The following is a 25,711-nucleotide window of genomic DNA, read 5'->3' as shown; positions in this document are numbered from 1 at the left end:
GAAGGTCAGGGAATGCCCCACAAACATAGCCTTTTCGAGCGCCTCGAACGCCCGGCGGCCGTACATGCCTGTGGCGTGACGTCCATTGCCAGTCACCTGGGGAAAATGCTCAGTATCCGTGCGGGCAGTGTTCAGACATTACCGGACTACGGCTTGCCCGATCTTAATGACATGAACCAGAGCCTGCATGAGTCATTAAGCCAGTCGCGCTTGTTGATAGAGCGATTCATACGGGCCTACGAGCCACGATTGAAGCAGGTGCGGGTTACGGCATTGCCGCGCGATCACGACCCTCTGGCCCAGGCGTTCTCCATTGAGGCCACGCTGATGGCGGCGGGTGTCAAGCAGCCTGTGGTGTTCGTTGCACGACTCTGCGAGCCCGGACGGGTTGAGGTTTTGCCGGATGTCCTTTAATCGCTATTACCAGAGCGAGCTGAGTGCGTTGCGCCAACTCGGGCGGCGTTTCTCTGAACGCAACCCTGCGCTCGCGCCGTTTCTTGCCGACCCTGGCCAGGACCCGGACGTGGAGCGTTTGCTGGAGGGCTTCGCGTTTCTCACCGGTCGCTTGCGCCAGAAACTGGATGATGAGCTGCCTGAGCTGACTCATTCCTTGATGCATTTGCTATGGCCCAACTACATGCGGCCGATGCCCGCGTTCAGCATCTTGCAGTTTGATCCGTTGAAGCACGTCGGCCCTGGGGTGATGGTCGCGCGGGATACCCCGGTCGAAAGTGCCGCCGTCAAGGGCGAGCGTTGCCGCTTCCGTACCTGTTACGCCACCCAAGTCCTGCCGCTGCAACTGAGCGCCCTGGATTACAGCGTCCAGGGTGAAGATGCGCTGTTGAGCCTGCGCCTGGGCATGAGTGCCGAGGGCAACTTCAGTGAATGGACGTTCGATCAACTACGCCTGCACCTGGCGGGTGACCGCTACATCGGCCAAGGGTTGTACCTGAGCCTGTTGCGTCATCTCGAGGGTATCGAGTTGCTACCTTTGGGCCGCGATGGCCTGCCGGTCATTGGCGAGGATGGGCAACCCCTCTCGTTGCGATTGGGCGCCGACCCGGTACGTCCCGTGGGATTCAGCGAGGAGCAGGCGTTGATTCCGTATCCAATGAATACCTTTCATGGATATCGTCATTTGCAGGAGTACTTCGCCTTTCCTGACAAGTACCTGTTTGTCGACGTGGTGGGGCTGGATGTACTGCACGGTTTGCCCCATGAGTTGCTCAAACAGGTGCGTGCAGTGGTGCTGCGTTTCAAACTGCGCAACCCATGGCGTGAGCCCCATCACCCCACCCTGGACAACGTGAAGCTGTACTGCACGCCCATCGCCAATTTGTTCAAACATGACGCCGTACCGATCCGCCTGGACGGCAAGCAGGACGAATACCTGGTGATACCGGGGGAATACTCACGGGAAAACGCCTGTGTATTTTCCGTGGACAGTGTCACCGGTTGGCGTCCCGGCGGGTCGGGATATCGGACCTACGTACCGTTCGAATCCTTCGAGCATGACAGCGATAACGCACTGTCGGCGGCCTCCGCCAGCTACAGCATTCGCCAACATGCATCGGCACAGCACGCGGGCCTCGATACCTGGCTAGGTTTTTCCAATGCACCGGAGCTTGGCCCGGAAACCCTGTCGGTCGAGCTGACGTGTACCAACCACGACCTGCCTCGGCTGCTTCAGATCGGGGAGATCAACCAGCCTTGCGAGCAGACACCGGAAGGGTTGTCGTTTCGTAATATCTGCACGCCGACCGCGAGTTTTTCGCCGCCCCTGGAGCAGGATTTTCTCTGGCGGCTTATCAGCAACATGTCGCTCAACTACCTGTCATTGAGCGACATCAATGCCTTGCAGGTCATCCTCGAAACCTACGACCTGCCGCGCTACCACGACCGACAGGCGCAGAAAGTCAGTGAGCGAAAGCTTGGCGCAATGCGATCCATCAGGCACTCGGCTGTTGACCGACTGCACCGTGGCTTGCCGGTCAGGGGCTTACGAATCGACCTGACGATTGATCCACAAGGTTTTCTTGGCCAGGGCGAGGTGTTTGTGTTCGCGTCGGTGCTCAACGAATTCTTCGCGCTTTACGCCAGCCTTAATACCTATCACGAATTGCGAGTCATCAGCACACAAGGAGACGTGTACCTATGGCCACCCCGGATGGGCCAGCAGCCCCTGCTTTGACGGCACTGTCCAGCGTCATCCGCGAATACTCGCTGTTCCAGGCGGTTTTGCAGGTGATCAGGCGTTTACGCGATGCTCATCCGATGCTGGATGACGACGCGCTGTATGACCAGTTGGAGTTTCAAGCCAACCCAGGTCTTGGTTTCCCCGGTCATGATATTGAACGGGTGGAGTTTTTTGTTGAACACGGTCAATTGCGCGCGCGTCTTTGCCTCAACGTGCTGGGGCTGTGCGGCTCAGGTTCGCCATTGCCGGCATTTTATGGCGAGCAGGCGATTGTTGACGGTGCGGGAGGTCAGGCTACCCGGGACTTTCTCGACCTGTTTCATCATCGGTTGCAGCGGCTGATGCTGCCGATCTGGCGCAAGTACCGCTACCGGGCGTGTTTCCAGGCTGGCGCCCGGGATGTCTTTTCCGAGCAGATGTTTGCCCTGATCGGGTTGAAGGGCCATCACCTGCGCGCGACTGCCCAATTGAACTGCAAACGGCTATTACCCTACCTGGGGTTGCTCAGCCTGCGGGCCCATTCGGCAGCCTTGATCGAGACGGTGCTGCGTTACTACTTCAAGCACACCCGCTTGTTCGTCGAGCAGTGGGTGGAACGCTCGGTGGTCATTGCCGTCCCCCAGCAGAATCGGCTGGGTGCTACCAACAGTGTGCTCGGTCATGACCAGGTGCTGGGTTGTCGGGTCACCGACTGCAGCGGCAAGTTCAGGGTGCATGTGCAGGACCTGGGCTGGCAGCGTTTCCATGAGTTTCTACCCACGGGTGTGGACTACCCGTTGTTGTGCGCATTGCTACGGCTGACGGTGCGCGACCCTCTGGCCTATGACCTGCGTCTGGTACTGCTCAAGGAGGAGATCAGGCCGTTGCACCTCGGCGAACACAACGTCTGCCGCCTCGGCTGGACCACTTGGCTGGCCCGTGGGTGTGCCGACGGTGTGGTCATTGTGGCCAGCAACGCTGATTAGGGATGAATGATTATGAAGAATGTGGACCTGCAGCAACTTATCCAGAAATTAACTCCCCAGGCGCGCCGAGACCTTGAGCGCTCGGCGGAACGTTGCGTGACCCGCGGCGGCAGGGAAGTGTTGGTGGAGGACCTGCTGTTGACCCTGCTGGAATACCCCCACGGTACTCTGGTAAGGGCGTTGGTGGATGCAGGTGTCGAGCCAGGCGAACTGCAGGCGGCCCTGCACCCCAAAGCTGGCACGAATGCCTCGTGTAATCCGGTGTTTGCCCAGGCCCTGGTGCAATGGCTGCAGCACGCCCTGATGGTGGCCCGCCTGGAGCTTCGGCAGGCGGACGTTGATCACGGCGCTCTGTTACTGGCGCTGTTGCGTTACCCGTTACAACATGCCGACAGTGGTTATCAGGCGGTACTGAGTCGGTTGGATGCACAGCGTGTGTGCAGTTATTTGTTGAGCCAGGTGCCTGAACTCGACCCTGTGCCGGGCGGCGATGCGTTGCTGGCGCGTTTTACCCATGACTTTACCCGCCAGGCCCGGGAGGGCGGTATCGACCCGGTGTTGTGTCGCGATGCCGAAATCCGCCAATTGATCGACATACTCGTGCGCAGGCGCAAGAACAATCCAATCCTGGTTGGCGAAGCCGGGGTGGGTAAAACCGCTGTGGTTGAAGGGCTTGCCCTGCGTATCGCCAGCGCAGAGGTGCCGGAGCCGCTCAAACACGTACAGGTGTTGACCCTGGATATGGGCCTGCTCCAGGCCGGCACCGGGATCAAGGGGGAATTCGAACGGCGCCTCAAAGGCGTGATCGATGAAGTCAACGCCTCGCCAATCCCGGTGATCCTGTTTATCGACGAGGCGCATACACTGGTGGGCGCAGGCGCCCAGGCAGGTGGGTCCGATGCTGCCAATCTGCTCAAGCCCGCCCTGGCCCGTGGCGAGTTGCGTACCATCGCCGCCACCACGTGGTCGGAATATAAGAAGTACTTCGAAAAAGACCCGGCATTGGCGCGGCGTTTCCAGCCCGTGCAGGTCGGCGAACCCAGTGTTGAACAGGCGGTTTCGATCCTGCGCGGCCTGGTTCCGGCGTATGAGCGCAGCCATGGCGTGTATGTGCGGGATGATGCCATTGTCACGGCAGCCCACATGAGCGCGCGCTACCTGGCTGGGCGGCAGTTGCCCGACAAGGCGGTGGATGTGCTGGACACCGCCTGCGCCCGCATGAGAACCAGCTGGGAGACGGCGCCCGAGGCATTGCAACGCCTTTACGCCGAGCAGGCGGAAGGCGCGCGACAGCGCCAGGCGTTGAATCGCGACAGGGACGCCGGGCTGCCGGTGGACGAGCAGGCCTTGCACGCGTTGAACCTGCGCCTGGAGACCGTGGAGCGCGAGCGTGAACATCTGGAGCAACACTGGTTGGAACAGCGGGCATCGGCGCAGCAGGTGCTCGCGCTGCGCCAGCAATTGGACGCTGCTCGTGGTGCAGGGCAGAACACCGACACCCTTGAACATGCCTTGGCCCAACAGCGCCAGGTACTGCACGCGCAACAAAACGGCCAGCCATTGGCCGGCCTTGAGGTTTGTCCACGTCTGGTGGCACAGGTCGTCAGCGCCTGGACGGGTATTCCTGTCGAACGACTGGCCCTGGAAAGCAGTGAAAGTGTGTTGGGCTTTGCCGATGCATTGCGTTCGCGCATCCTCGGTCAGGAGCACGCCGTGCAGATACTTGAACGCAACCTGCGCGCGGCTGCCACCGGGCTCAATAAGGCGGATGCCCCGGTCGGCGTATTCCTGCTGGTTGGCCCAAGTGGTGTGGGCAAGACCGAGACGGCCCTGGCCCTCGGTGACCTGCTGTACGGCGGTCGGCGTTTTGTCACCACCCTTAACATGTCGGAGTTCCAGGAAAAGCATTCCCTTTCCCGGCTGATTGGCGCTCCACCCGGTTATATCGGTTTTGGCGAGGGCGGCGTGTTGACGGAGGCCGTGCGCCAACGCCCGTATTCGGTCGTGCTGCTGGACGAGGTCGAGAAGGCTGATCCGGAAGTAGTGAACCTGTTCTATCAGATTTTCGACAGGGGACTGGCCAATGACGGGGAAGGGCGGGAAATCGATTTTCGCAACACGCTGATCCTGATGACCTCCAACCTGGGCAGCGAGTGCATCGGTCAATTATGCGCAGGTGACCGGCGACCTGCTGAGGCGGTCCTGCAAGAAGCCATTCGTCCGTTGCTGCGCAAGCACTTCAAGCCTGCCTTACTGGCGCGAATGCATGTCGTGCCGTATTACCCGATCACGGGCGAAGTCCTGCATGACCTGGCAAGGCTCAAGCTGGAACATCTGGGGCAAAGGCTGCAACTGCGCAAGCTCACCTTCAGCTATACGCCCGAACTGGTTGCCTGTGTCGCCGAGCGTTGCGCTGACGGTGACAGCGGTGCCCGCTCTATCGATCAATGGATCGACGCACACTTGCTGGCGCAGGTGACGGATCGTTTGCTGGAGGCCATGGCCGGGGGCGAATCGCTGTCCCGGGTGCATGCCGGCCTGGATGGCAGCGGTTGTCCTGTCTGTGAGGTCAGCCAATGACGGAAGATGCTTTCAACCGGTTGCCCCATCCCTCGGGGTACGCCGACGCGATGCTGGGTTGGTTCACCCGCCTGGGGATCGATGGTGACGCGACAACCTTGCCGGACCTGTGTGTCGCGGCGGTAGCTCAATTGAGCCAGTGCGAACTCAGCCAGTTGTATTGGCGCGACGAGGCGACGGGTCGGCTTGCACTGATTGCCCAGCATTTGCCAGAGGAGCTGCCATCCGGCGAGCTGGCTTCAGGTGTGGATTTCCAACATGAGCAGCTGTTGCAGTATGTGCTCAGTCAGCGCACAGCCTTGAGTCTTGAGGACCTGGAAAACAGCGTCTATGAAAGCCGGTTCCTTCCGGCGATGGCGACGCCTTGGCAATCGTTGACGTGCATGCCGTTGTTCGGTCGGCACAAGACTCTCGCGGGCGTGTTGCTGTGCGCCAGCCGGCGTCTGAAACAATTGGAGCACTACACCCGCTCATTGACTCAACTGGGCAGCTTTGCCTTGAGGCAGCTTGCACTGATGCAGCGTCTGAGTCCTGGGGTGAATGTCACGCCGCCTACGTGTCGCACGCCGAGATCCTGTGCCAGCTTCGGATTGATCGGCAACAGCAAGGCCATGGATGAAACGTGCCGCTTGATCGGCAAGGTGCTGAATACGCCCTACACCGTGCTGCTGCATGGCGAGACCGGTACCGGCAAAGAGGTGGTGGCGCGCGCCATCCATACCGCCGGCCCACGCAGTGGTAAAGCCTTCGTGGTGCAAAATTGTGCAGCCTTTCCCGAAGGGTTGCTGGAAAGCGAACTGTTCGGCTATCGCAAGGGGGCGTTCACGGGGGCTGAACGCAACTACACCGGTTTGTTCGACACCGCTCACGGCGGCACATTGCTACTCGATGAAATCGGCGATATGCCGTTGTCGTTGCAGGCCAAGTTATTGCGGGTTTTACAGGAGGGCGAGATTCGCCCATTGGGTGCCAGTACGGCCCATAAGGTCGATGTACGCATTATTGCCGCGACGCACCGTGATCTTCCCGCGATGGTCGCCGAGGGCAGCTTTCGCGAGGACCTGTATTACCGGCTCGCGCAGTTTCCCATTGAGTTACCGGCCTTGCGTGAGCGGGATGGCGATGCGTTGCTGTTGGCTCGGCATTTTGCGCAAAAGGCCTGCGTTGCGCTGGGTCGCGTAGCGGTGGCCTGGTCAAGTGCGGCGTTGGACCAACTGTCCAGCCATGGCTTCCCCGGCAATGTGCGAGAACTCAAATGCCTGGTGGAGCGCGCGGTACTGCTCTGTGACGACGGTGTGATCCTGCCGGCGCACCTGCCCCTGTCACCGGCACCCGCCAACGATGCTGTCGATGCAACGTTGCGTCAACGCCTGGAGCGAGTGGAGCGGGTGTTCCTGATTGATTGCCTGCACAAGAACCGTGGCAATCGTACCCGTACCGCGCGGGAGTTGGGTGTCGCACGACGCACGCTGCTCTACCGCCTGGCACGCTTGAAGATCCCGGTTGGCGATGTTCGAGAGGAATGCTGAATAGCGTATGCGTGGACACCTTACTTTCATGGGAGATTCCTGATGCCTCTTCGTCCGTGGCAAGCCGTGGCGCTTGTGCTGTGTTTGCTGGGTGGCTGTAACGCCAATTATGTCTTTGACGATGCTGACTACCGTCCACTGGGTGACCCCCAGGCGAGCCGTCGTGGCCATTGAACAGGGGAGCCTTGCCATGCAGTTAGTGCTTGAAGTGTGCTCCGCCAGTGGCGAGCCGCCAGCCCGTAAAACCTTTGATGGTGTCGGCGGTGTGATCGGCCGTGGGACGGCGTGTGACTGGGTCATCCCCGACACCGCACGCTTGATATCCAGCCACCATGGCTTGGTCAGTTTTCGCGGCGGCCATTACTTTTTGACGGATATCAGCAGCAACGGTATCGGCGTATCCGGCAGCCTGGAGCGCTTGCGCAAGGGGCACGCGCGGCAGATCAGTGATGCAGACGTATACCAACTGGGGGCGTTGGAAATTCATGCCCGACTGATCGAGCATCAACGACCGCCGCTCGGGCGGAGCGAGGTGATTCCAGACGATGCTTTCCTGGGGCTGGACCCGATTCAGGCACTGGATCGCGAACAACGACGCGGCGAGTCGTCGCAAGAGCTGGAGGCATTGAACACGTTGACGGAATCGACCGCCCAAGCGTTCTCTCCGGGAACCGTGGACCAGGACCACCTGGTCGTACCGCAATGGGCTGAGCCTGTCAGTGACGTAGTACCTGCGCAGCCCGTTGTGGCTGCATCCGCAGTCCCTGAGACGTTCTGGGCGCAGTTCGGCGAGGCGTTGGGCATGGAGGTGGGGGCGCTCGATACGTCGGGTCGCGAGGCCCTTGCGATCAAGGTGGCCGGGTTGTTCAGGCAAGCCATCGAAGGTTTGCAGCAAAGCCTGCGAACTCGCGACGAGTTGAGCAGTGAGGTGCACCTGGGTTGGACCTCCCCGGCGCTTATGCGGCAGAACCCCTTGGTGGATTGTCCAGACGCCCAGGCGGCCTTGACGGCGCTGTTGGGGGACGGTGAGTTGGGGCATCTGCCGCCCGAACGGGCGGTGGCCCACGCCTGCCGGGACCTGCAGATTCATCAGTTGGCCTTGGTGGTGGCCTGCCGTGCCGTCGTTCGCAGCGCGCTGGCGGCCTTTGCTCCAGGTCATCTGCTGCTGTGCTTCGAACGCGAGGGCAAGCCGCCCAGGCTCCTCACCGATGGCGCTCATTGGCGGGCGTACCAGCGCTATTACCGACGGCTGACCGACGAGGCGTCGTTGGGCGATCAATTATTACGCAACGACTTTTGCAAGGCCTACGAAGAGCAGGTGCGCCTGGTCTCCAGCCTGCATGCGGCTTACCCGGGATGACGTTCATGTATCTAACCACCGTTGCATCAACACTGCTGGCACTGGGCATGTTGACCGGCTGCAGCAGCGTTTCACCCTTTTCGACCTTGACCAAGCTGGACCTGGCGTTGATGGCCAGTGACGAGGTCAACCCCGACCTTCATGGCCGTCCTTCACCGGTGGTGGTGCATTTGCTTGCGCTGCGGCACCCCGTGGCATTCGAGAATGCCGACTTTTTCAGCCTCTATGGACGGGCCGAGCAGGCCCTGCCCAAGGACTGGGTCAGCAGCGAAGAGCTGGAGCTGCGGCCCGGTGAACGGTTGATGCTCAAACTCAGTGTCGAGCCCCAAAGCCGCTATGTCGGCGTACTGGCGGCCTATCGCGACCTGCCCCATGTGCAATGGCGACTGGTGCTGCCTGTTGCCCCCCAGCAACGGACGCGGGCCAGAATAATGCTGGACCAGAACGGTATTCGCATGGCCGCCCCGCAAACCGGTCGGACGGAGGATCGAGATGCACATCCATAACGTTATCTGGCAGGAAGGCATGTTGCTGCGGCCCCAGCACTTGCAGCACAGCGACCGCTACTATCATCAGCAGCTCAACCGAACGCGCTTGCTGGGCAGCGACGCCTGGGGGTTCCTGACCCTGGACATCGATGTGCAGTACCTCAACCTGGGCAAGGTGGTCGTCAACCAGGCCAGCGGCCTATTGCCGGACGGTAGCCTGTTCGAACTCAATGGCGCGATGGAACCTCTGGTATTGCAAGTGCCTGCCAACGTCGGTCGGCAAGCCGTGTACCTGGCGTTGCCGCTGGTTACCGACAATCAGATTGAAGTGCGCAGGTCGGAGCAACACGAAATCCTGGCGCGCTATGTTGCCTGTGAAATGGAGATCGGGGACTCCAATGCCGGTGTCGATGCCCGTTGCCAGATCAGCTGTGCGCGTCCGGACCTGCGCCTGATGCTGGGGGAGCATTCCGGTGATCCGTTCCATGTGAAGCTGCAGGTCGCTCAGGTGCTGGACTGCACCCGTGAAGGCGGCGTGCGACTGGATACCGATTTTGTGCCGACGTTCATCTTTTTGCAGGGTTCCGGGTATGTGTCGTCGTGCGTCAAGGAGGTCATCAGTCTGTTGGCCAGCCGTGGAGACGCGATTGCCGCGCGCATCCAAGGTAATGGCGCGTCGGCCGGTGCGCAGGTGGGCGATCTTCTGATGCTGCAACTGATCAATCGCGCTGAATTGATGTTGCGCCACTTTATGAGCCAGGCCCAGGTGCGCCCGGAAACGTTGTATCGCGAGCTGCTGTCGATCCTTGGGGAATTGGCCACGTTCGCCACCGACAGCAAGCGCGCCCAATTGGAGGTGCGTTACCAGCATGGTGATCAAGGCGCGAGCTTTCGCGGATTGATGGAGCGCCTGCGCGCGGTGCTGTCGATGGTGCTGGAGCAGCATGCCATTGAGTTGACGCTGCAACCCCGTCAGTACGGTGTGCTGGTATGCCCGGTGAGTGACCTCAAGTTGCTGGGGACGGCGACGTTCATCCTGGCGGCAACCGCCCAGTGTGATTCGGAAACGCTGCGTCACCGGCTGCCGGCGCATCTCAAGATTGGACCTGTGGAGCGCATCCGCGAGTTGGTCAACCTGCATCTCACCGGTATCAGGATCAAACCGTTGCCCGTAGCGCCGCGACAGATTCCGTTCCACGCAGGCAAGACCTATTTCATGCTCGAGCTCAGCGCCCAGGACATCGCGCAGTTGGAGCAGTCAGGTGGATTCGCCCTGCATGCCAGCGGCGAGTTTACCGAGCTGGAACTCAACTTCTGGGCTATCAGGAACTGAACCCTATGAGGATGGACAGTGAATACCCGCAGGACGAAAAAACCGTCTTGCTTGACCGCGAGGGACGCGGTCCGGCGCAGGGGGCGGTGACGGATTTCCCATCGCCGCCGCGTTTCGAGCAGCTGGAGGACAGGATGATCTATACCGCCCGGCTGCACAGCGCGCAGAGTCTGACTGTGGGCCCCAACATCCTGGTGGCGGCGGCTTGGGACCTGTTGTCGCAGGTGGTGCAGCTCAAGGGCAGCTCCGGCCGTGAGAGCCTGCAGACCCTCAACGACCGGTTGTCTTCGGGCATCACGACGTTTGAAGCGCACGCCCTGCACCTGGGGGGGGAGGAGGGGCAGGTGATGTCGGCGCGCTATGTGCTGTGCAGCGTCATTGACGAGGCGGTGGTCACCACCGCGTGGGGCCGTTGCAGCGACTGGTCCAGGTCAAGCCTGTTAAGTCGCTTTCACAACGAAACCTTTGGCGGCGAGAAGTTTTTCCTGCTGCTGGAGCGATTGTCCCGTGACCCTGTCAAGCACGTGGCCATGCTGGAGCTGATGTACCTGTGCCTGTCACTGGGGTTCGAAGGCCAATACCGCGTGATGGAGCGGGGAGGTGCTCAGCTGGAAGGGGTACGCGACGCGCTGTACCGGCAGATCAGGCATGTGCGGGGCGATCGGCTCTCGATGGCCGCGCCATCGGTGGCAGGCAAAGTCCGCGCCGTGCCGGTGCGCATGCTCTGTGCCAAGTGGCTCATTGCTGTTGGACTGGCCTGTTTGCTGGCGATGTACTCAGGGTTTGCCTGGGTGCTGGGCACGGAGCGCATGACGGTGCTGCAACCTTTTCAATCGTTGGCGTCGGACCAGGCTCGGACGCCCTTGTAACGCTGGGAGCAATGAATGAACGCATTCTTCAAGGGCGCGGGCACGATGCTGCGCAAGATTTGGTTATGGAGCCTGTTGCTGGTGCTGTCCAGCGCATTGCTGGTGTGGTTTTTCGGACCATTGCTGGCAGTGGATGACCATCGGTTCTGGCAAAGCGCGACGGCTCGCTTGCTGACCATCTGTGGCCTGTTCCTACTGTGGGGACTGGCAATGGTGGTGGTAGGCGCACGGCGCGCCACGCGGCTCAACCAGCCGGAACACCAGGCGCATCATCAGCGCCAGGGGCTGATCCACGATGAGCAAAGTCAGGTACGCGGGCGATTCAAGGAGGCGCTGCAAACCCTGAAAACCTCCCGCCGCTACGGTGAGCGCAGTGAGCGTTGGCGCAATGCGCTGCCCTGGTACCTGTTGATCGGCCAGCAAGGCAGTGGCAAGACCCATCTGCTGGCCGCCAATGGATTGCAGTTCCCACTCGATCGGGCCGAGTCGCCAATACCAGGTGCAACGGCCTACTGCGACTGGTACTTCGCCGATGACGCCGTGCTGCTGGAGACTGCCGGACGTTATCTGGACCAGCCTGACCGTACGGTGGATGCGGCGGGATGGTCGACGCTGCTCGGTCTGCTCAGGTCGCGCCGTCGGGCTCGCCCGCTCAACGGCGTTGTGGTGACGTTGTCGGTGGATACGCTTTGGGGGGGCAATGAGCATGACCTGGAACTCCACGCGCGTCATGTCCATACTCGCTTGCAGGACATCCAGCAGACGCTGCATGTGGATGTGCCGGTTTATCTGGTGTTGACCCGGGCCGACCGTTTGCCAGGGTTCGCCGAGTTTTTTGATGCGCAGCAGGGCGACGGCACGGAAGACATATTGGGCGGGCACCTGGTGGCGGGCACGTCCGGATCCGACATTGCCCAGGTGCGCGAGGCCTTCGAGGCGCTGCTCCAACGCCTGGGGGCGGAGCTGATCCCACGCTTGCATCAGGAGCGTAGCGGCGAGCGCCGCGATCGCATGCTGGATTTTCCTCGGCAGGTCGCACGCCTGGGCGACCGCTTGGGCCTGTTTGTCGAGACGGCTTTTTCCGCTCAGCGTTATCAGCGTATCAATGGCCTGCGAGGGTTCTACCTGACGTGTGCGAACGTGGGCGATACGCGCTCGCAGTTTGTCCAGGGCTTGTTCCGCCGGGTGATCTTCGCCGAGGCCGATCTTGCCGGGCTGCATACCCCCGAGCGCCACCGCCTGCATCGACGCCAAGGAGGGCTGGCGCTGGCCACGGCGCTGGTCATCGGTATGGCGGGGTGGTTATGGGGGCACAGTTATTCATTCAATCATCAGCGTCTGATGCAGTTGCAGGCGCTGAACACGCCGGCGCCTGCCCAAGCTGATGCGGACGAGAGCCGGGTATTGCTGGCGCTGCTGGACAGTCGTCTGGCAGCGACCCGCGTGTTTCCACCTGTCACTGAGGTCCGCTGGGTTGATCGAGCCGGCTTGTATCAAGGGCAGGTGAGTCGTCCGTTATTGACCGATGCCTATCACGAGAGCCTGCGCCATCAGTTACTGCCGCACGTGGCAACCCTGCTTGAAGAACAGGTGCAGGCCAGCCTTGGCGAGCGCGAGCGGTTGCTGGACAGCTTGCGGGCGTACCTGATGCTCAACCTGCGCGAACGGCGTGATAACGCGTGGTTGGCGGAGTACATGGCAGGCCATTGGTCTGCGCGTTATGCGGGGGACACTTCGACGCAGACGCGTTTGAACGAACACCTTGGGCGATTACTGGAGCAACCGTTCGCAGCCCCGTTGAACGATACACTGGTGGCCCAGGCCCGCCAGGCATTACGCGGCGAGTCGCTGGCAGAGGTGGTTTACCGTGCACTGCGTGAACAAGCCCGCAGCCTGGAGCCTCTGCGACTGGCCGATGGCGGCGTGTTCGCCAACCTTGAGCCGCCCATACCCGGTTTCTACACCAAAAGGTACCAGCAGTATTTCGAAAAGCAGGGCCCTGCGCTGGTCAATGCCATTGCCCAGGATAACTGGGTGCTTGGGGAAGGTACCGACCTCAGCGCCATGGATATGCGCCGGTTGCTGCAGGCACTGGAACAGCGTTATTTGAGTGAGTACGCCGATGCCTGGAGTGACGCCCTCGGTCGTGTCCGCCTGCAGGAAAGTGACAGTTTGCGGCACAGCGCCGACCAACTGGCGAGCCTGATATCCGCCCAGTCGGCGTTGATGCGCCTGTTGCAGCAGGTTCGCGAAAACACCCGGCTGTTATCGATCCATGATCGGGTCGAGGCGCTGAGCCAGCAGGCCGGCGAGTCAAGTGCAACGGTGTCCGGTGCGTTGGTCAAACCGTTACAGGGCCAGATGCTGCCTGACACGGCCCGGCGTGCGTTGCAGCGCCGCTTCGAACCACTGCACCTGCTACTTGATGAAGAACAGAACCCGGGTGCTGAACTGACCCAGGCATTGCGGCTGCTCGATGAATTACACCTGCAATTGTCGTCGCTGAGCCGGGAGAGTTCCCCGGAGCAGGCAGCGTTTACATGGGTCAAGCAGCGCATGGAAGGGCAGCAGCCTCTTCTGGCCAACCTGCGTAATGCCGCCGCCCGCTTGCCGCTGCCGCTCAAGGGCTGGCTCGAAGACATTGCCGACCACGCCTGGCGTCATCTGCTCGATGGCACCTATGTCTACGTGAACCAGCGTTACCAAAGCGAGCTCTATGGTTTTTACGCCAGGGCCATCCAGCGTCGCTACCCGTTCAATGCGCATGCTACCAGTGACGTTGCCCTGGGCGATTTCCAGACGTTTTTTAAACCTCGAGGTTCCATGGCGCGCTTTTATGAAACGTACCTGCGGCCTTTTATCAGCGCTGATGGCAACCGGTATCGACTGCGGGGCCTGGACGGTCGCAGCCTGCCGATATCGCGCTCGCTGTTGGACCAACTGGCCAGGGCCCAGATGATTCGGCAAGGCTTTTTCACCGAGGAACAGGGTGAATGGGCCGTTCGATTCACCTTGGCGCCCTACAGTCTCGATCAAGCCGTCAGCCGGGCGATCCTGCGAGTGGGTGACCAACACTTGGAATACCGTCATGGGCCGATTGTGCCTATGGCCTTCCACTGGCCAGGCGAGACGCCTGGCAGCCGCAGCAGCCTGGTGCTGGAACGGGGTACCGAGCGACCGCTGGGGATCGAAAAAAACAGCGGCGAGTGGTCGTTGTTCCGCTTCTTCGACCTGATGCAGAGTGAGCCGGCAAATGGCAGGGATGCGCACATTCTCAAGGCCGACCTGGCCGGGCTGCGCGCCAATTACCTGCTCACCAGCCAGCGCAACCCGAGCCCGTTCCAGATGGCGGCATGGCGCACCTTCCGCCTGCCGGAGCAACTGTGAACACGGCGCACACCTGGCGCAGCGCCGGGCGCACGGTTCAAGGCAAGTTGCGTTCGCGCAACGAGGATGCGTTCCTCGATTGCCCCCAGCGTGGGTGCTGGGCGGTCGCCGATGGAATGGGAGGCCATCAGGCCGGGGATGTGGCCAGCCGATGGGTAATCAGCAGTCTTGCATCGCTGCCGGATCAGGGCAGTTTTGATCAGCGTGTCGAGGCCGTCCGGCGCTGCCTGCGCGGGCTCGACAGCCAACTGGGGCAGGCGCCGACTGCGCCGGCCGACGGTCCGGCGGGCATCATGGGCAGTACCGTGGTTGCACTGTTGCTCGAAGACCAGCGTGCGGCCTGCATTTGGGTGGGCGACAGCCGTTGCTATCTATGGCGCGGGCAGCGGCTGTACCAGCTGTCCCGTGACCATACCGTGTTGCAGCAACTGATGGATACGCAGCAGTTGAGCCTGGAACAGGCTCGGGTCTATCCGGGCGCGAGGGCCTTGACCCGTGCGATCGGCGCCCGACAGGCACTGAGTCTGGAGGTACTGGAGCTCAGTACTCAACCCGGGGATGTATTTTTGTTGTGCAGCGACGGCCTGTACCAGGGGCTCAGCCATGGCGAGCTGGGCAGCGCCATGAGCGTAGGCACACCATGGCGGGTGGTGGAGCGATTGTTCAACGACGTGTTACGCGGGCCGGCGCGGGATGACCTTACGGCCGTCGTGATCCAGCCATGAGCGAGGAGGCAAGCTCGCCGAACTTGCTTGCCGGGCGCTATCAGCTTGAACGCAAGCTGGGCACAGGCGGCATGGGAGTGGTCTATCGCGCCCGGGACCTGCTGCATGAGACGTTCGGTGAGCCCGCCTCCAGCGTGGCCCTGAAACGCTTGGACGAAACATTTTCCGCGTGCCCTGACGCCCCTGTACTGCTGTACAGCGAGTTTGCCCTCACACGCCGCTTGCGGCATGAGCATGTGGTGCGGGTGTTTTCCTTCGAAGTCGACACGCTGCACCAGGTGGCATTCTTCACCATGGAGTTGCTGCACGGCATGACCCTCGATCGGCTGCTGATGGAATGTCCACAAGGAGTGCCCTGGCAGGAACTGCAGCCCATGGCCTTGCAGCTGTTGGACGCGCTGGCGTACACCCACCAGCAGGGCATTCTCCATGGCGATGTGAAGCCCGCCAATATCATCGTGGGTGAGCAGGGAGTGCGTTTGTTCGATTTCGGCCTGGGCCGGTCGAAAGTGCAGCAGACAGCCGGGCTGCCGGGCTTGAACCGCAGCCGTTTGAACGCCTGGACGCCCGCGTATGCAGCGCCGGAACTGATGGCGGGTGGGGGCTTGTCAGCGGGCGCCGATTTGTATGGTGCGGCCTGCGTGATCTATGAATTGGCCCAGGGCCAGCGCCTGGGTGAGCGCCAGCCCGATCGACCACTGCCGCGGCCGCGCCGATTGCCCAGGCATTGCTGGTCGGCGCTGCACTCAGCGTTGGCCATGGATCCGCAGCGGCGCAGCGTTTCCGTCGCCGAGTTGCGCGAGGCACTGGATGGCCGGCGGCGGTACTGGTGCCTGCCATTGGGGTTTCAGCCGGGCAAGTCATGCAATTGACAGTACTCGGCCCAGCTCAGGCCGGCCATCTGCGCCACTTCCTTATGCACTTCAAGACGCTGGGCCTCAAAGGCTTCGCGGGAGTCCGCAGTCAGCTTGAGGGTCAATTCCCAGGCAAACAGGCCCTGGCGCTCGGCTTCGGCTTCGAAGGCTTCATGCAGGCGTTCATCGCGGTACTGCGCCAGGGTTTCGCCCTTGGCTTGGGCCGCAAGCGGGTTGAGGGTGTTGAGTTCAAGAGCCACGTCCGGATGTTCGCTCAGGAATCTATCCAGGGCGCGCTGGTGGTTATCGCCAGGTGGGGTCAAAGGTTTACTCCTGAAAGGGAACGGTATCGGAGCCCTCGGCAGGTTCTCGGCGTCGGGGCGCCGATCGTCCACAAGGGCCTAAATTGATTTGGAATAATGACGGGTAGTGTGGCAAAAGTCTTTCGCTCACGGCATCAGGGCGTGTAGCGTGACAAGGGTTTTTGGGCCTGCCCCTTGGGGGCAGAGAGCGATGGCAGAGGGATGGGGCATGGCGCAAACGCTATTCAAACTTTTCCTTACTCAGCGCCTGGCGGCCTTGGCCAGTACCGAGTCATTGCGTGCCATCCGTGAAGGGCTGCTGTGGATCCTGCCCTGCCTGCTGGTGTCGGCAGGGTTTCTGATCCTGTCCGAGTGCGCCCGAGCACTGGGCTTCGCCCCACAGGTGGTGACATTCCTGGCCGGGCTGCACAACCAGATCAGCTCAGTGATCCCGCTGCTGGTCGCCGCTTCCATCGGTTACATGCTGGCTATCCAGCACCGCCTGCCACAACTGCCGGTGGCATTCCTGTGCCTGGCCCATGTGGTGGTGGCGACGTTTATCCTGCGCGAATACCCTCGGGCCTCGGCGACGTTCGTGCTGTTCATCGCTATCGCCTCACCGTTGCTCAATGTGCCGGCCATTGCCTGGCTGCACCGTTTCCGTTGGACCCGCCTGGTCAACGAGGACCTGGTGGGGCACAACCTCAGGGGCACGATCAATATGGTGGTGCCAGGCCTCATCACGGCCCTGTTGCTCGTGGCGGTGTTGTCCTCGCTGTTGCAGGTTCCGTATGTGGCGCAGCTTCAGGGGCCTCAGGTACTGGATGCCCTGGAGTCGCCCTATGGCAGCGGTTTGTTCGTGACCCTGATGAACTCATTGCTGTGGTTTTTCGGAATCCACGGTGTGTACGCCATGCAGCCGCTGTTCGATGTACTGGACCAGGCCGTGGTGCTCAATAGCGCAGCGTCGGCGGCGGGCGAGCCGATCAGGTATGTATTGAACAGCGGCCTGCTGGGCAGCTTTGCTTTTATCGGCGGCTCGGGCGGTGCGTTGTGCCTGCTGCTGGCGATCCTGCTGTTTTCCAAGAGCCAGTCCATGCGCCTGGTGGCGATGGCGAGTTTGCCGCTCTCGCTGTTCAACGTCAGCGAGGTGCTGCTGTTCGGCTTGCCGATCATTCTCAACCCGCGCTTGTTCCTACCGTTTCTGTTAGTGCCCGCCGTCAATGCCATGGTGGCGTTGACGGTGGTGCAGGTGGGTTGGGTGTCGCCGGCGGTCGCCAGTGTACCGTTCACCGCACCGATACTGCTCAATGCCTACCTCAGTACCCATGGCGACCTGGCGGCGGTGGTGCTGCAACTGGGGTTACTGGGCCTGGGCACGCTGGTGTATGCGCCCTATGTGCGCGCGATCCATCGCCAGCCCGCCGAAGGCGGTACGGTGTACCTCAAGTCCCTGGACATGACCTTTCACGGCCTGGAAGAAAAAGGTCGGCTGCGCGAGCTTGACCCCGTGCTGGCGTCGCACCGGATCCAGTTGCGCCAGGCCAATGAACTGAGCCGCATCCAGCAGATCAGCGACTATGAGTTCTATCTTGAATACCAACCGCAGGTCTCGACCCGCACCGGGCTGTGCACCGGTTGCGAAGCGCTGATGCGTGCCCGCGACGCCCACGGTACGGTGCATTCGCCTTGGGAGTTCCTGCAATGGCTGGCCCAGGCGCGGTTGATGCCGGACGTGGATATGTGGGTGGCATCCCAGGCGATTCGCCAGTACCAGAAATGGCAGAAACTCGGCTTTACCCTGCCGATGACGATCAATATTTCCAGCGCCACCCTGACCGACGCCGCCTACGGCGAGCGCCTGGTGGCGATCCTCGCCCAGGCCCACGGCCAGGTGTCGGTGGAGATCACCGAAGATGCACTGGTCAGTGATATCCCGGCCACGCGCCAGAACATCCAGAAGTTGCAGGCCATCGGCGCCAAGGTCTATATCGATGATTTTGGCACCGGGTTTTCGGCCTTGAGTTACCTGCACCAGTTCCCGGTGGACTTCATCAAGATCGACCGCAGTTTCGTGGTGGCGCAGCACGATCCCAAGGGCGCCCAGGTCCTGACTGGCATGCTGCGTTTCTGCGAAGCGCTGAACCTGGGCGTGGTGGTGGAGGGCGTGGAGACCGCCGAGCAGTTGGCCTTCTTGAACACCGGCGACGAGCTGATTATCCAGGGCTGGTATTTCAGCAAGGCACTGCCGGGAGACCAGCTGGAAAGCTTTGTGCGCCAACGGGTGGCCATGGCGCAGGGCTAGTAGCCGCGTTGGGTTTGTTCGATCTCCTCGACCAAGCTATCGATACCCGCCAGGCGTGCACGGTTGTCGTGATCCCAGGGGTGAAAGCCGGGTTTGAAATAGTGCAACCACGGCCGCAGCATGCGCGGGAAAACGCCCTTGGGGCCATAAAGAAATTTCAACATGCGCCAGAAGCCTTTGAGGTGCCCACCCGCCTTGCGGTCGGCAATCAACAGACGCAGATGAAAATCCAGCACCACCAGCCAAAAAAACACCGTGGTGGTGAGCATGGCGCCCGTGCGCAGCAGGTAGCGTTTGGGGCCAGGTTCGATCACCGTGTTCCACACATCAAAGGCCACGGCTTTGTGTTCGGTTTCTTCCAGGGCGTGCCAATACCACATCTGTTGGTAACCCTTGAGCGAATCGCCAAAGCGTGACGGATCGCTCAGCAGGATCTCCGCGAGCATCGCCGTGTAATGCTCCAGGGCAATGGTGATCGCCAGGTTGAAGGCGGGCGGGAAATGTTTTTTCTGCAGGTCGAGGATGAACTTAAGCCGACGGTCCAGGGTGTGCGCCGGAAGCCCGGCTGCTTGCATCAGGTCGTTATAGGCCACATGTTCGCGGCTGTGCATGGCCTCCTGGCCGATAAATCCCTGGATCTGTTTCTTTAGCGCCGGGTCGTCGATGCGTTGGCGGTAGTGGCGCACGCTGTCCATGAAAAACAGCTCGCCCTGGGGGAACAGCAGCGACAAGGCATTGAAGAAATGCGTGATGAACGGGCCTTGTTCGTGCCAGTCGGTGATGCGCTCGGCGGGCAGGGCAAAATGGAGGTCGCGGCGGATCGGCAACATGGTTCGTGCTCCTGTTCAGAGACGGGGCTCGTCGTTGGTTTCAAACACTGGTCTGCGTTGCTTGGGGGCCATGCGCTTGGTGGCCAGCACCACCAGCGCTTGATAGGCCGCCGGCAGGCAACGGGCGAGCAGGTCGAGGAAATACGCATCGCGGCCAATCAGCACGCGACGCTTGTTGTTGCGCACGCCTTGCAGGATCACCTTGGCGGCCTGGTCGGCATCGGTGATGAAGAGTTTTTCGAAGTCGGCGCGGGCCTGCTGTTCGCTGTGGATCAGGAAGCCGGTCATGTTCGCGTCGATGCGGCTGCTGCGGCAGATATCGGTGCGGATGCCGCCGGGGTGCACGCAGGTGGCCGAGACGCCGCAGCGTTGCAGGTCCAACTCCTGGCGCAGGGCTTCGGTAAAGCCGCGCACGGCGAATTTGGTCGCGTTGTAACCGCTCATGCCGGGCTGGGCAAACAGGCCGAACACGCTGGACGTGTTGATCACATGGCCGTCGCCACTGGCCTTGAGGTGCGGCAGGAACGCCTTGGTGCCGTAGACCACGCCCCAGAAGTTGATGCCGACGATCCACTCCAGGTCGGCGTAGTCCACGCCTTCGACCGTACTCGACAGGGCCACGCCGGCGTTGTTGAACACCAGGTTGACCTGGCCATGCTCGGCCACGCAGCGCGCCGCCCAAGCCTCCATGGCCGGGCGGTCGGACACATCCAGCACCTGGGTGGTAATTGTCACCGGCGCCAGGGTCGAGGTCTTGATCAGTGCCAGGGTCTGCTCCAGGCCCTGGGCGTTTTTGTCCGCCAGTGCCAGGTGGCAACCTTCGCGCGCGAGTGCCAGGGCCAATGCACGGCCCATGCCGGATGCCGCGCCGGTAATCGCCGCTACGCGGCCGTTGAATGACTTCATGAGAGGCTGCCTTCTGCGGTGGAGTGGGGCGCCGTGGCCGGGCGGGTGGGAACAGTGAGGGGCAACAGGTCGACCGCATAGTCCTTGAGTGCGAACTGCCGGGTGACCCGCTTGAAGCGCCATGTCGAAGCGGGCCACAGGGTGGTGTTCTTGCCGGTACGTGGGTCCAGGTACCAGCTCTGGCAACCGCCGGTGTTCCAGATGGTGCGCTTGAGTTGGTCTTGCAATTGACGGTTGTAGGCCTGTTCCACCGTCGGTTTGACGTCCACCGTGGCGATGCGATGGCGCTGCATCTGCCTGAGCGCGTCGAGGATGTAGGTCACCTGCGCCTCGATCATCAGGATCATCGAGTTATGGCCCAGGCCGGTGTTGGGCCCGATGATCAGAAACAGGTTGGGATAGCCCGGCACCGTGGTGCCCTTATAGGCGTGTGCACCGTCGCGCCAGGTGTCCATCAGGTCCACACCGTCGCGACCGATGATGCAGTCCCGGGGCAGCGGGTCAGTGGCCTGGAAGCCGGTGCCGAAAATCAGGCAGTCGGCCGGGTGCTTGATACCGTCGGCGGTGATCACGCCGTCGGCTTCGATACGCAGGATTTTGTCGGTCACCACCTCGACATTGCTGCGCGACAGCGCCGGGTAGTAGTCATTGGAGATCAGCACACGCTTGCAGCCGATGGTGTAGTCCGGCGTCAGGGCCTTGCGCAGGGAAGGGCGCGGCACTTGTTTGCGAAGGTGGCGCAGGGCGACTTTCTGCACCATTTTCATCAGCCGCGGATGCAGCGCAAAGCCCAGCACACGGCCTTCCAGTGCCCAGTAGAAGGCGCCACGCACCAGGCGCTGGGTAACAGGCAGGTGCTTGAACAGCCAGCGTTCGAACGCTGAAATCCCGCGATCCGGCTTGGGCATGATCCACGGTGGAGTGCGCTGGAACAGATCCAGGTGCGCCACCTGCGGCGCAATCTGCGGCACGAACTGGATGGCACTGGCTCCCGTGCCGATCACCGCCACGCGCTTGCCTTTCAAGGCGTATGCGTGATCCCACTGCTGGGAGTGGAAGCGCTTGCCCTTGAAGGTTTCCAGCCCCGGAATCTCCGGCAGCGCCGGGCGTGCCAGGGCGCCCATGCCCGACACCAGCACCCGCGCACTGACGTGGCGGCCATCGCTGAAACTCAACTGCCAGCGTTGTAGTTGTTCATCGAACACCGCGCGCTTCAGGCCCATGCCGAAACGCAGGTAGGGCGCCAATCCGAAGCGCACCGCGCAGTGTTCCAGGTAGGCGCGGATTTCCGCTTGCGGCGCGAACTGACGTGTCCAGTCCGGGTTGGGCGCAAAGGAAAACGAATACACATGGGACTGCACATCGCAGGCGCAACCTGGGTAATGGTTGTCCCGCCAGGTGCCGCCGAGGGTGTCGGCCTGCTCGGCGATAAAGAAGTCGGTGAACCCCGCTTCCTTGAGCTTGATCGCCATGCACAGGCCGGCAAAACCCGAACCGATGATGGCGATGTCGATGGAATCACTGTGGGCATTCATAGGCGGTCCTTCATGGGCATCGGATGTGCTCCTGTTTTTGTTGTGTCTTTTAGATAGAACACCATTGCAAAGAAAAATTGAATTAATTATTTTAAAAAAGATTTTAAATAATCTACCTGAAAATAGCGCCTACGCTAGGACCTTGTGCCTTATGTGCGACTTGTCCGACGGACGAGCGTGGTACGCACGCCGTTCAGGTCCAGGGTGTGGACGTTGGCCGAGGCCTTGATCAATTCCGGTCAGGTCGCCGGTCACAGGGAAGCTGAGGACGAGCTATGGCTGTGCAATGGGTGATTGCTGCAGGTGTGCTGGTGGGGGCGAGTGCGGTGCTATGGAGTTTCAGCGCCTGGATGACACGGCGCATCGAAGCCGCCGTTCCGATCAACGGGCGCTTCGTGGAGGTGAATGGCGAGCGCTTTCATTATGTGGAAGAGGGCAAGGGCCCACCGCTGGTGATGATTCACGGGCTGATGGGCAGCAGTCGCAACCTGACCTATGCCTTGTCCGGCCAGCTGCGTGAGCACTTTCGGGTGATCACCCTCGACCGTCCCGGGTCGGGGTATTCCACGCGGCATAAAGGTACCGCTGCGGACTTGCCGGCCCAGGCGCGGCAAGTCGCGGCCTTCATCAACCAGCTTGGCCTGGACAAACCCTTGGTGCTCGGGCATTCCCTCGGCGGGGCGATTTCCCTGGCCCTGGCCCTTGATCATCCTGAGGCTGTATCGGGCCTGGTGCTGGTGGCACCGTTGACCCATCCCCAACCCAGGTTGCCGCTGGTGTTCTGGTCGCTGGCGGTGCGACCGGCCTGGTTGCGACGTTTTGTGGCCAATACCCTCACCGTGCCCATGGGCCTGTTGACTCGACGTGCGGTGGTCAAGGGCGTGTTTGCGCCGGACGCCGCTCCCGAGGACTTCGCCACCCGGGGCGGCGGCTTGCTGGGGATGCGCCCCGATAACTTTTACGCTGCCTCCAGCGAGATTGCGCTGGTCAACGACTGCCTGCCCGGGATGGTCAAGCGCTACCCCCAACTGACCCTGCCCATCGGCCTGATCTATGGCGCGCGGGACAAGGTGCTGGACTTTCGCCGGCATGGCCAGGCCCTCGCCGATAAAGTGCCCGGCCTCAAGCTGCAAGTGGTGGAAGGGCGCGGCCACATGCTGCCGATCACCGCCACGGCGCGGGTGGTCGAGGCCGTGCTGCACGTGGCCAAGCGCGTGCGCCCGGTGGAAACGGCCATGGTCCTGCATCCGCCCTTTGCCTTGGCGAACAAATAATCGTGGCCCTCATCGCCGGGTCGAGCGTCGCAAATGCCTGCCCTAGAGACCTGACCAAACGGCTGAAAAACAGACTGTTCAGTCATGTAAAAAAGGCCTCGAAAAAGTAGTTGACGACCTAACGATTCCGCGCTATTTATTTAAAAAAATATTTCAATATTTATTTTGAAATGATTTTTGAAATGCCTAAGAGCGAATAAAAATGAAAAAAACGTCTTTTATCGCATGGTTGATTTCCCGGAGCATCCAGCGCTCCCTGAACCTGTTTACCGCCTGCCTGCCAAGGAGGCTGCCATGAACCAGACCCTGGCAGCGCCAAGCATTTGGACCGACGGCAAGCGCCACCTGTGGTGGTTGGGCATCCTGCCATTGGCCACCCCTCTGTTGTCCGGCGCACTCGCCATTGCCACTGGTATCCAGCAACTGTGGTGGGTCGGTGTACTGGTGATCTTTGGCCTGATCCCCCTGATCGACGGGCTGCTCGGCGAAGACATCAGCAACCCGCCCGAATCCGCCGTCAACCACCTGGAATCCCAACGCTACTACCGCTGGATCGTCTACACCGGCGTGCTGTTCGTCATCTCGTCGGTGGTGATTACCGGATGGCTGGCCGCCGGCGGCATCGACTGGATCATCCGGGGCGGCCTGCTGCACGCCACCGCCAACCTTGAACCTTCCAGCTGGTTGGCCCACGCCGCCGGTTACATCACTGAGCGTGCGCAACTGCATGGTCAACCAAGCTGGTTTACCTACCTGGGCATGGCCATGTCCACGGGGGCTGCCACCGGTATCGCGATCAACACGGCCCATGAATTGGGGCACAAGCCCAATACCCTGGAAGTGTTCCTCGCCAAGGTCACCCTGGCGCCGACGTTTTACGGGCACTTTTATACCGAGCACAACCGCGGCCATCACGTGCGCGTCGCCACGCCGGAAGACCCGGCCAGCTCGCGGCTGGGTGAGAGTTTCTGGGCTTTCCTGCCACGCTCGGTGTGGTTCAGTGCTCGCTCGGCCTGGAACCTGGAGCGCGAGCGCCTGCGCAAACTCGGCCTGCCGGCCTGGCATTGGAAAAACGCTGTGCTCAGTGCCTGGATGTACAGCGTGGTGTTGTGGGGCGCGATGATTGCCTGGCTGGGGGCAGCGGTGATTCCGTTCCTGGTTATCCAGGGCATCTACGGCTTCTCGTTGCTGGAAGTGGTGAACTATGTGGAGCACTACGGCCTTAAACGCCAGAAGTTGCCCAACGGTCGTTATGAACGGTGTTCGCCTCGGCACTCCTGGAACAGTAATCGGATTGTCACCAATATCTTTCTGTTCCAACTGCAGCGGCACTCCGATCACCACGCCAACCCGACGCGCAGTTATCAGTCGTTGCGCCACTTCGATGAATCGCCGCAACTGCCTTATGGTTACGCGAGCATGATTGTCTGGGCCTATGTACCGTACTTGTGGCGGCGGCGCATGGATCATCGAGTCCTTAATCATTATGCCGGGGATATCACCCTGACCAATCTTCAACCTTCACAGCGTTTGAAGTACCTGGAGAAGTACAGCGGCAGTGCCAAGCCGTTTTGATCTGAAGTAACACTGAGTGTTGTCGTGTACTCGGGGCCTGATTGCCGCGCAGGATTTTATCGCCCCGAGAAAGTGCTTTGACCCGAACAACAATAATTAAAGGGAAGGACGTACACCATGCAAATACCTGCCAAGTTCACCACCCATATCGTATTGGCCGTGCTGGGCCTGATCGCCTATCACCAGGCCCAGGCCGCGCGTATCGAACCGGCGGGCAGCGCCTTTACCGCCCAGGGCCCGATCAGCTTCTCCAAAGGCGCGCTGATCAGCGCCGATTGCACCATCAAGGTGGCCGGCAAGGTCGCTGCGGACGGTTCCTCGGTCAATGTCGACAAAGTCGAATTCGACGGCGGCCTCAAGTGCAGTCGGGTCGAAGCCATCAACTTGCCGTGGATTCTGGTCGCCAAAGATACCAGGAGCGGTTCCATGTCGAAGATCAGTGTGGATGTTCACGCCTTCGGCCTGGGCGGCAAGTGCGGGCCTTCTACCGCCGATGGCACCTGGGATAACGCCACCGGCAAGTTGGAAGCTGCCAATGTACCGATTGGCGAAGACTGCAAGATCAAGACGGTGTCGATCAAGATGCCGCCGAACTTCAAAGTTGTTGAATAGCGTGCTGCGGTAATTGAATTGAAATTTGGCTGGAAAGGGAAGTTCTGCAGTTTCACCGTGACCTCTCGTTCATGGCCATTACCCC

21 protein-coding genes are annotated in these 25,711 nt (G+C 61.2%); 17 read left to right on the top strand and 4 right to left on the bottom strand.

Features of this window, described 5'->3' with window-relative positions:
* The first annotated feature begins 12 nt into the window (after positions 1 to 12).
* From tssE to J3D60_RS07725, 13 genes are read left to right on the top strand one after another with little or no spacing between them, the layout of a single operon-like run.
* A complete protein-coding gene (gene tssE, locus J3D60_RS07785; protein WP_065941989.1) occupies positions 13 to 414 on the top strand; it encodes a type VI secretion system baseplate subunit TssE in 402 nt (133 codons plus the stop codon).
* Complete coding sequence (gene tssF, locus J3D60_RS07780) at positions 404 to 2,191, top strand: type VI secretion system baseplate subunit TssF (protein WP_253490767.1); 1,788 nt, start codon at positions 404 to 406, stop codon at positions 2,189 to 2,191. The genes tssE and tssF overlap by 11 nt, the downstream gene beginning before the upstream one ends.
* The gene (gene tssG, locus J3D60_RS07775; protein WP_253490765.1) at positions 2,155 to 3,162 is read left to right on the top strand and encodes a type VI secretion system baseplate subunit TssG; all 1,008 of its coding nucleotides are present in this window, start codon (positions 2,155 to 2,157) and stop codon (positions 3,160 to 3,162) included. Before tssF ends, tssG begins: the two co-directional genes overlap by 37 nt.
* A gap of 12 nt (positions 3,163 to 3,174) precedes the next feature.
* Positions 3,175 to 5,742, top strand: a complete 2,568-nt coding sequence (tssH, locus tag J3D60_RS07770) for a type VI secretion system ATPase TssH (protein WP_253490763.1) — start codon at positions 3,175 to 3,177, stop codon at positions 5,740 to 5,742.
* On the top strand, positions 5,739 to 7,271 hold the full coding sequence (locus tag J3D60_RS07765) for a sigma-54-dependent Fis family transcriptional regulator (RefSeq protein WP_253490761.1): 1,533 nt from the start codon (positions 5,739 to 5,741) through the stop codon (positions 7,269 to 7,271). Before tssH ends, J3D60_RS07765 begins: the two co-directional genes overlap by 4 nt.
* Before the next feature lie 42 nt (positions 7,272 to 7,313).
* Entirely contained in the window at positions 7,314 to 7,445 is a 132-nt protein-coding gene (locus J3D60_RS07760; RefSeq protein ID WP_083236517.1) for a type VI secretion protein, read from the top strand.
* 16 nt (positions 7,446 to 7,461) lie between these two features.
* Entirely contained in the window at positions 7,462 to 8,631 is a 1,170-nt protein-coding gene (tagH, locus tag J3D60_RS07755; RefSeq protein ID WP_253490758.1) for a type VI secretion system-associated FHA domain protein TagH, read from the top strand.
* Between the two features lie 5 nt (positions 8,632 to 8,636).
* Positions 8,637 to 9,137, top strand: a complete 501-nt coding sequence (gene tssJ / locus J3D60_RS07750; protein ID WP_253490756.1) for a type VI secretion system lipoprotein TssJ — start codon at positions 8,637 to 8,639, stop codon at positions 9,135 to 9,137.
* Positions 9,124 to 10,452, top strand: a complete 1,329-nt coding sequence (gene tssK / locus J3D60_RS07745) for a type VI secretion system baseplate subunit TssK (protein ID WP_065941994.1) — start codon at positions 9,124 to 9,126, stop codon at positions 10,450 to 10,452. The genes tssJ and tssK overlap by 14 nt, the downstream gene beginning before the upstream one ends.
* Positions 10,453 to 10,457: 5 nt before the next feature.
* The gene (icmH, locus tag J3D60_RS07740) at positions 10,458 to 11,321 is read left to right on the top strand and encodes a type IVB secretion system protein IcmH/DotU (protein WP_174557018.1); all 864 of its coding nucleotides are present in this window, start codon (positions 10,458 to 10,460) and stop codon (positions 11,319 to 11,321) included.
* Positions 11,322 to 11,336: 15 nt separating this feature from the next.
* Positions 11,337 to 14,708, top strand: a complete 3,372-nt coding sequence (gene tssM / locus J3D60_RS07735) for a type VI secretion system membrane subunit TssM (protein WP_253490754.1) — start codon at positions 11,337 to 11,339, stop codon at positions 14,706 to 14,708.
* On the top strand, positions 14,705 to 15,433 hold the full coding sequence (locus J3D60_RS07730; protein ID WP_253490752.1) for a PP2C family serine/threonine-protein phosphatase: 729 nt from the start codon (positions 14,705 to 14,707) through the stop codon (positions 15,431 to 15,433). Before tssM ends, J3D60_RS07730 begins: the two co-directional genes overlap by 4 nt.
* Positions 15,430 to 16,305, top strand: coding sequence for a serine/threonine-protein kinase (locus tag J3D60_RS07725; RefSeq protein WP_065941998.1), 876 nt, complete (start codon positions 15,430 to 15,432; stop codon positions 16,303 to 16,305). Before J3D60_RS07730 ends, J3D60_RS07725 begins: the two co-directional genes overlap by 4 nt.
* Here the strand turns inward: J3D60_RS07725 and J3D60_RS07720 are convergent.
* On the bottom strand, positions 16,281 to 16,610 hold the full coding sequence (locus J3D60_RS07720; protein ID WP_065941999.1) for a DUF6388 family protein: 330 nt from the start codon (positions 16,608 to 16,610) through the stop codon (positions 16,281 to 16,283). The genes J3D60_RS07725 and J3D60_RS07720 overlap by 25 nt on opposite strands.
* Before the next feature lie 208 nt (positions 16,611 to 16,818).
* Here J3D60_RS07720 and J3D60_RS07715 point away from each other — a divergent pair, with 208 nt between their 5' ends.
* On the top strand, positions 16,819 to 18,894 hold the full coding sequence (locus J3D60_RS07715; protein ID WP_065942000.1) for an EAL domain-containing protein: 2,076 nt from the start codon (positions 16,819 to 16,821) through the stop codon (positions 18,892 to 18,894).
* Here J3D60_RS07715 and J3D60_RS07710 read toward each other — a convergent pair.
* Genes J3D60_RS07710 through J3D60_RS07700 form a run of 3 tightly spaced genes read right to left on the bottom strand, consistent with a single transcriptional unit; the run spans position 18,891 to position 22,165 of the window.
* Entirely contained in the window at positions 18,891 to 19,724 is an 834-nt protein-coding gene (locus J3D60_RS07710) for a metal-dependent hydrolase (RefSeq protein WP_253490750.1), read from the bottom strand. The genes J3D60_RS07715 and J3D60_RS07710 overlap by 4 nt on opposite strands.
* Positions 19,725 to 19,739: 15 nt before the next feature.
* Complete coding sequence (locus tag J3D60_RS07705) at positions 19,740 to 20,630, bottom strand: SDR family oxidoreductase (protein ID WP_253490748.1); 891 nt, start codon at positions 20,628 to 20,630, stop codon at positions 19,740 to 19,742.
* Positions 20,627 to 22,165 carry an NAD(P)/FAD-dependent oxidoreductase gene (locus tag J3D60_RS07700; protein ID WP_141155185.1) on the bottom strand — a complete coding sequence of 513 codons (1,539 nt, stop codon included), beginning with the start codon at positions 22,163 to 22,165 and terminating at the stop codon, positions 20,627 to 20,629. The genes J3D60_RS07705 and J3D60_RS07700 overlap by 4 nt, the downstream gene beginning before the upstream one ends.
* Before the next feature lie 275 nt (positions 22,166 to 22,440).
* Between J3D60_RS07700 and J3D60_RS07695 the strand changes: the two genes are divergently transcribed.
* From J3D60_RS07695 to praA, 3 genes are all read left to right on the top strand, one after another.
* Positions 22,441 to 23,439, top strand: coding sequence for an alpha/beta fold hydrolase (locus J3D60_RS07695; protein WP_253490745.1), 999 nt, complete (start codon positions 22,441 to 22,443; stop codon positions 23,437 to 23,439).
* Positions 23,440 to 23,733: 294 nt separating this feature from the next.
* Positions 23,734 to 25,014: an alkane 1-monooxygenase gene (locus J3D60_RS07690; protein WP_065942005.1), complete on the top strand. Its 1,281-nt coding sequence runs from the start codon at positions 23,734 to 23,736 to the stop codon at positions 25,012 to 25,014.
* A gap of 117 nt (positions 25,015 to 25,131) precedes the next feature.
* Positions 25,132 to 25,626, top strand: coding sequence for an alkane oxidation protein activator PraA (gene praA, locus J3D60_RS07685; RefSeq protein WP_065942006.1), 495 nt, complete (start codon positions 25,132 to 25,134; stop codon positions 25,624 to 25,626).
* Positions 25,627 to 25,711 lie beyond the last annotated feature (85 nt).

Source organism: Pseudomonas sp. S3E17 (genome assembly GCF_024168685.1).
In the GTDB taxonomy this organism is placed as follows: Bacteria; Pseudomonadota; Gammaproteobacteria; order Pseudomonadales; family Pseudomonadaceae; genus Aquipseudomonas; species Aquipseudomonas marginalis.
The sequence above is the reverse complement of the archived record's forward strand: the minus strand, read 5'-3'. Positions and strand labels throughout refer to the sequence as shown.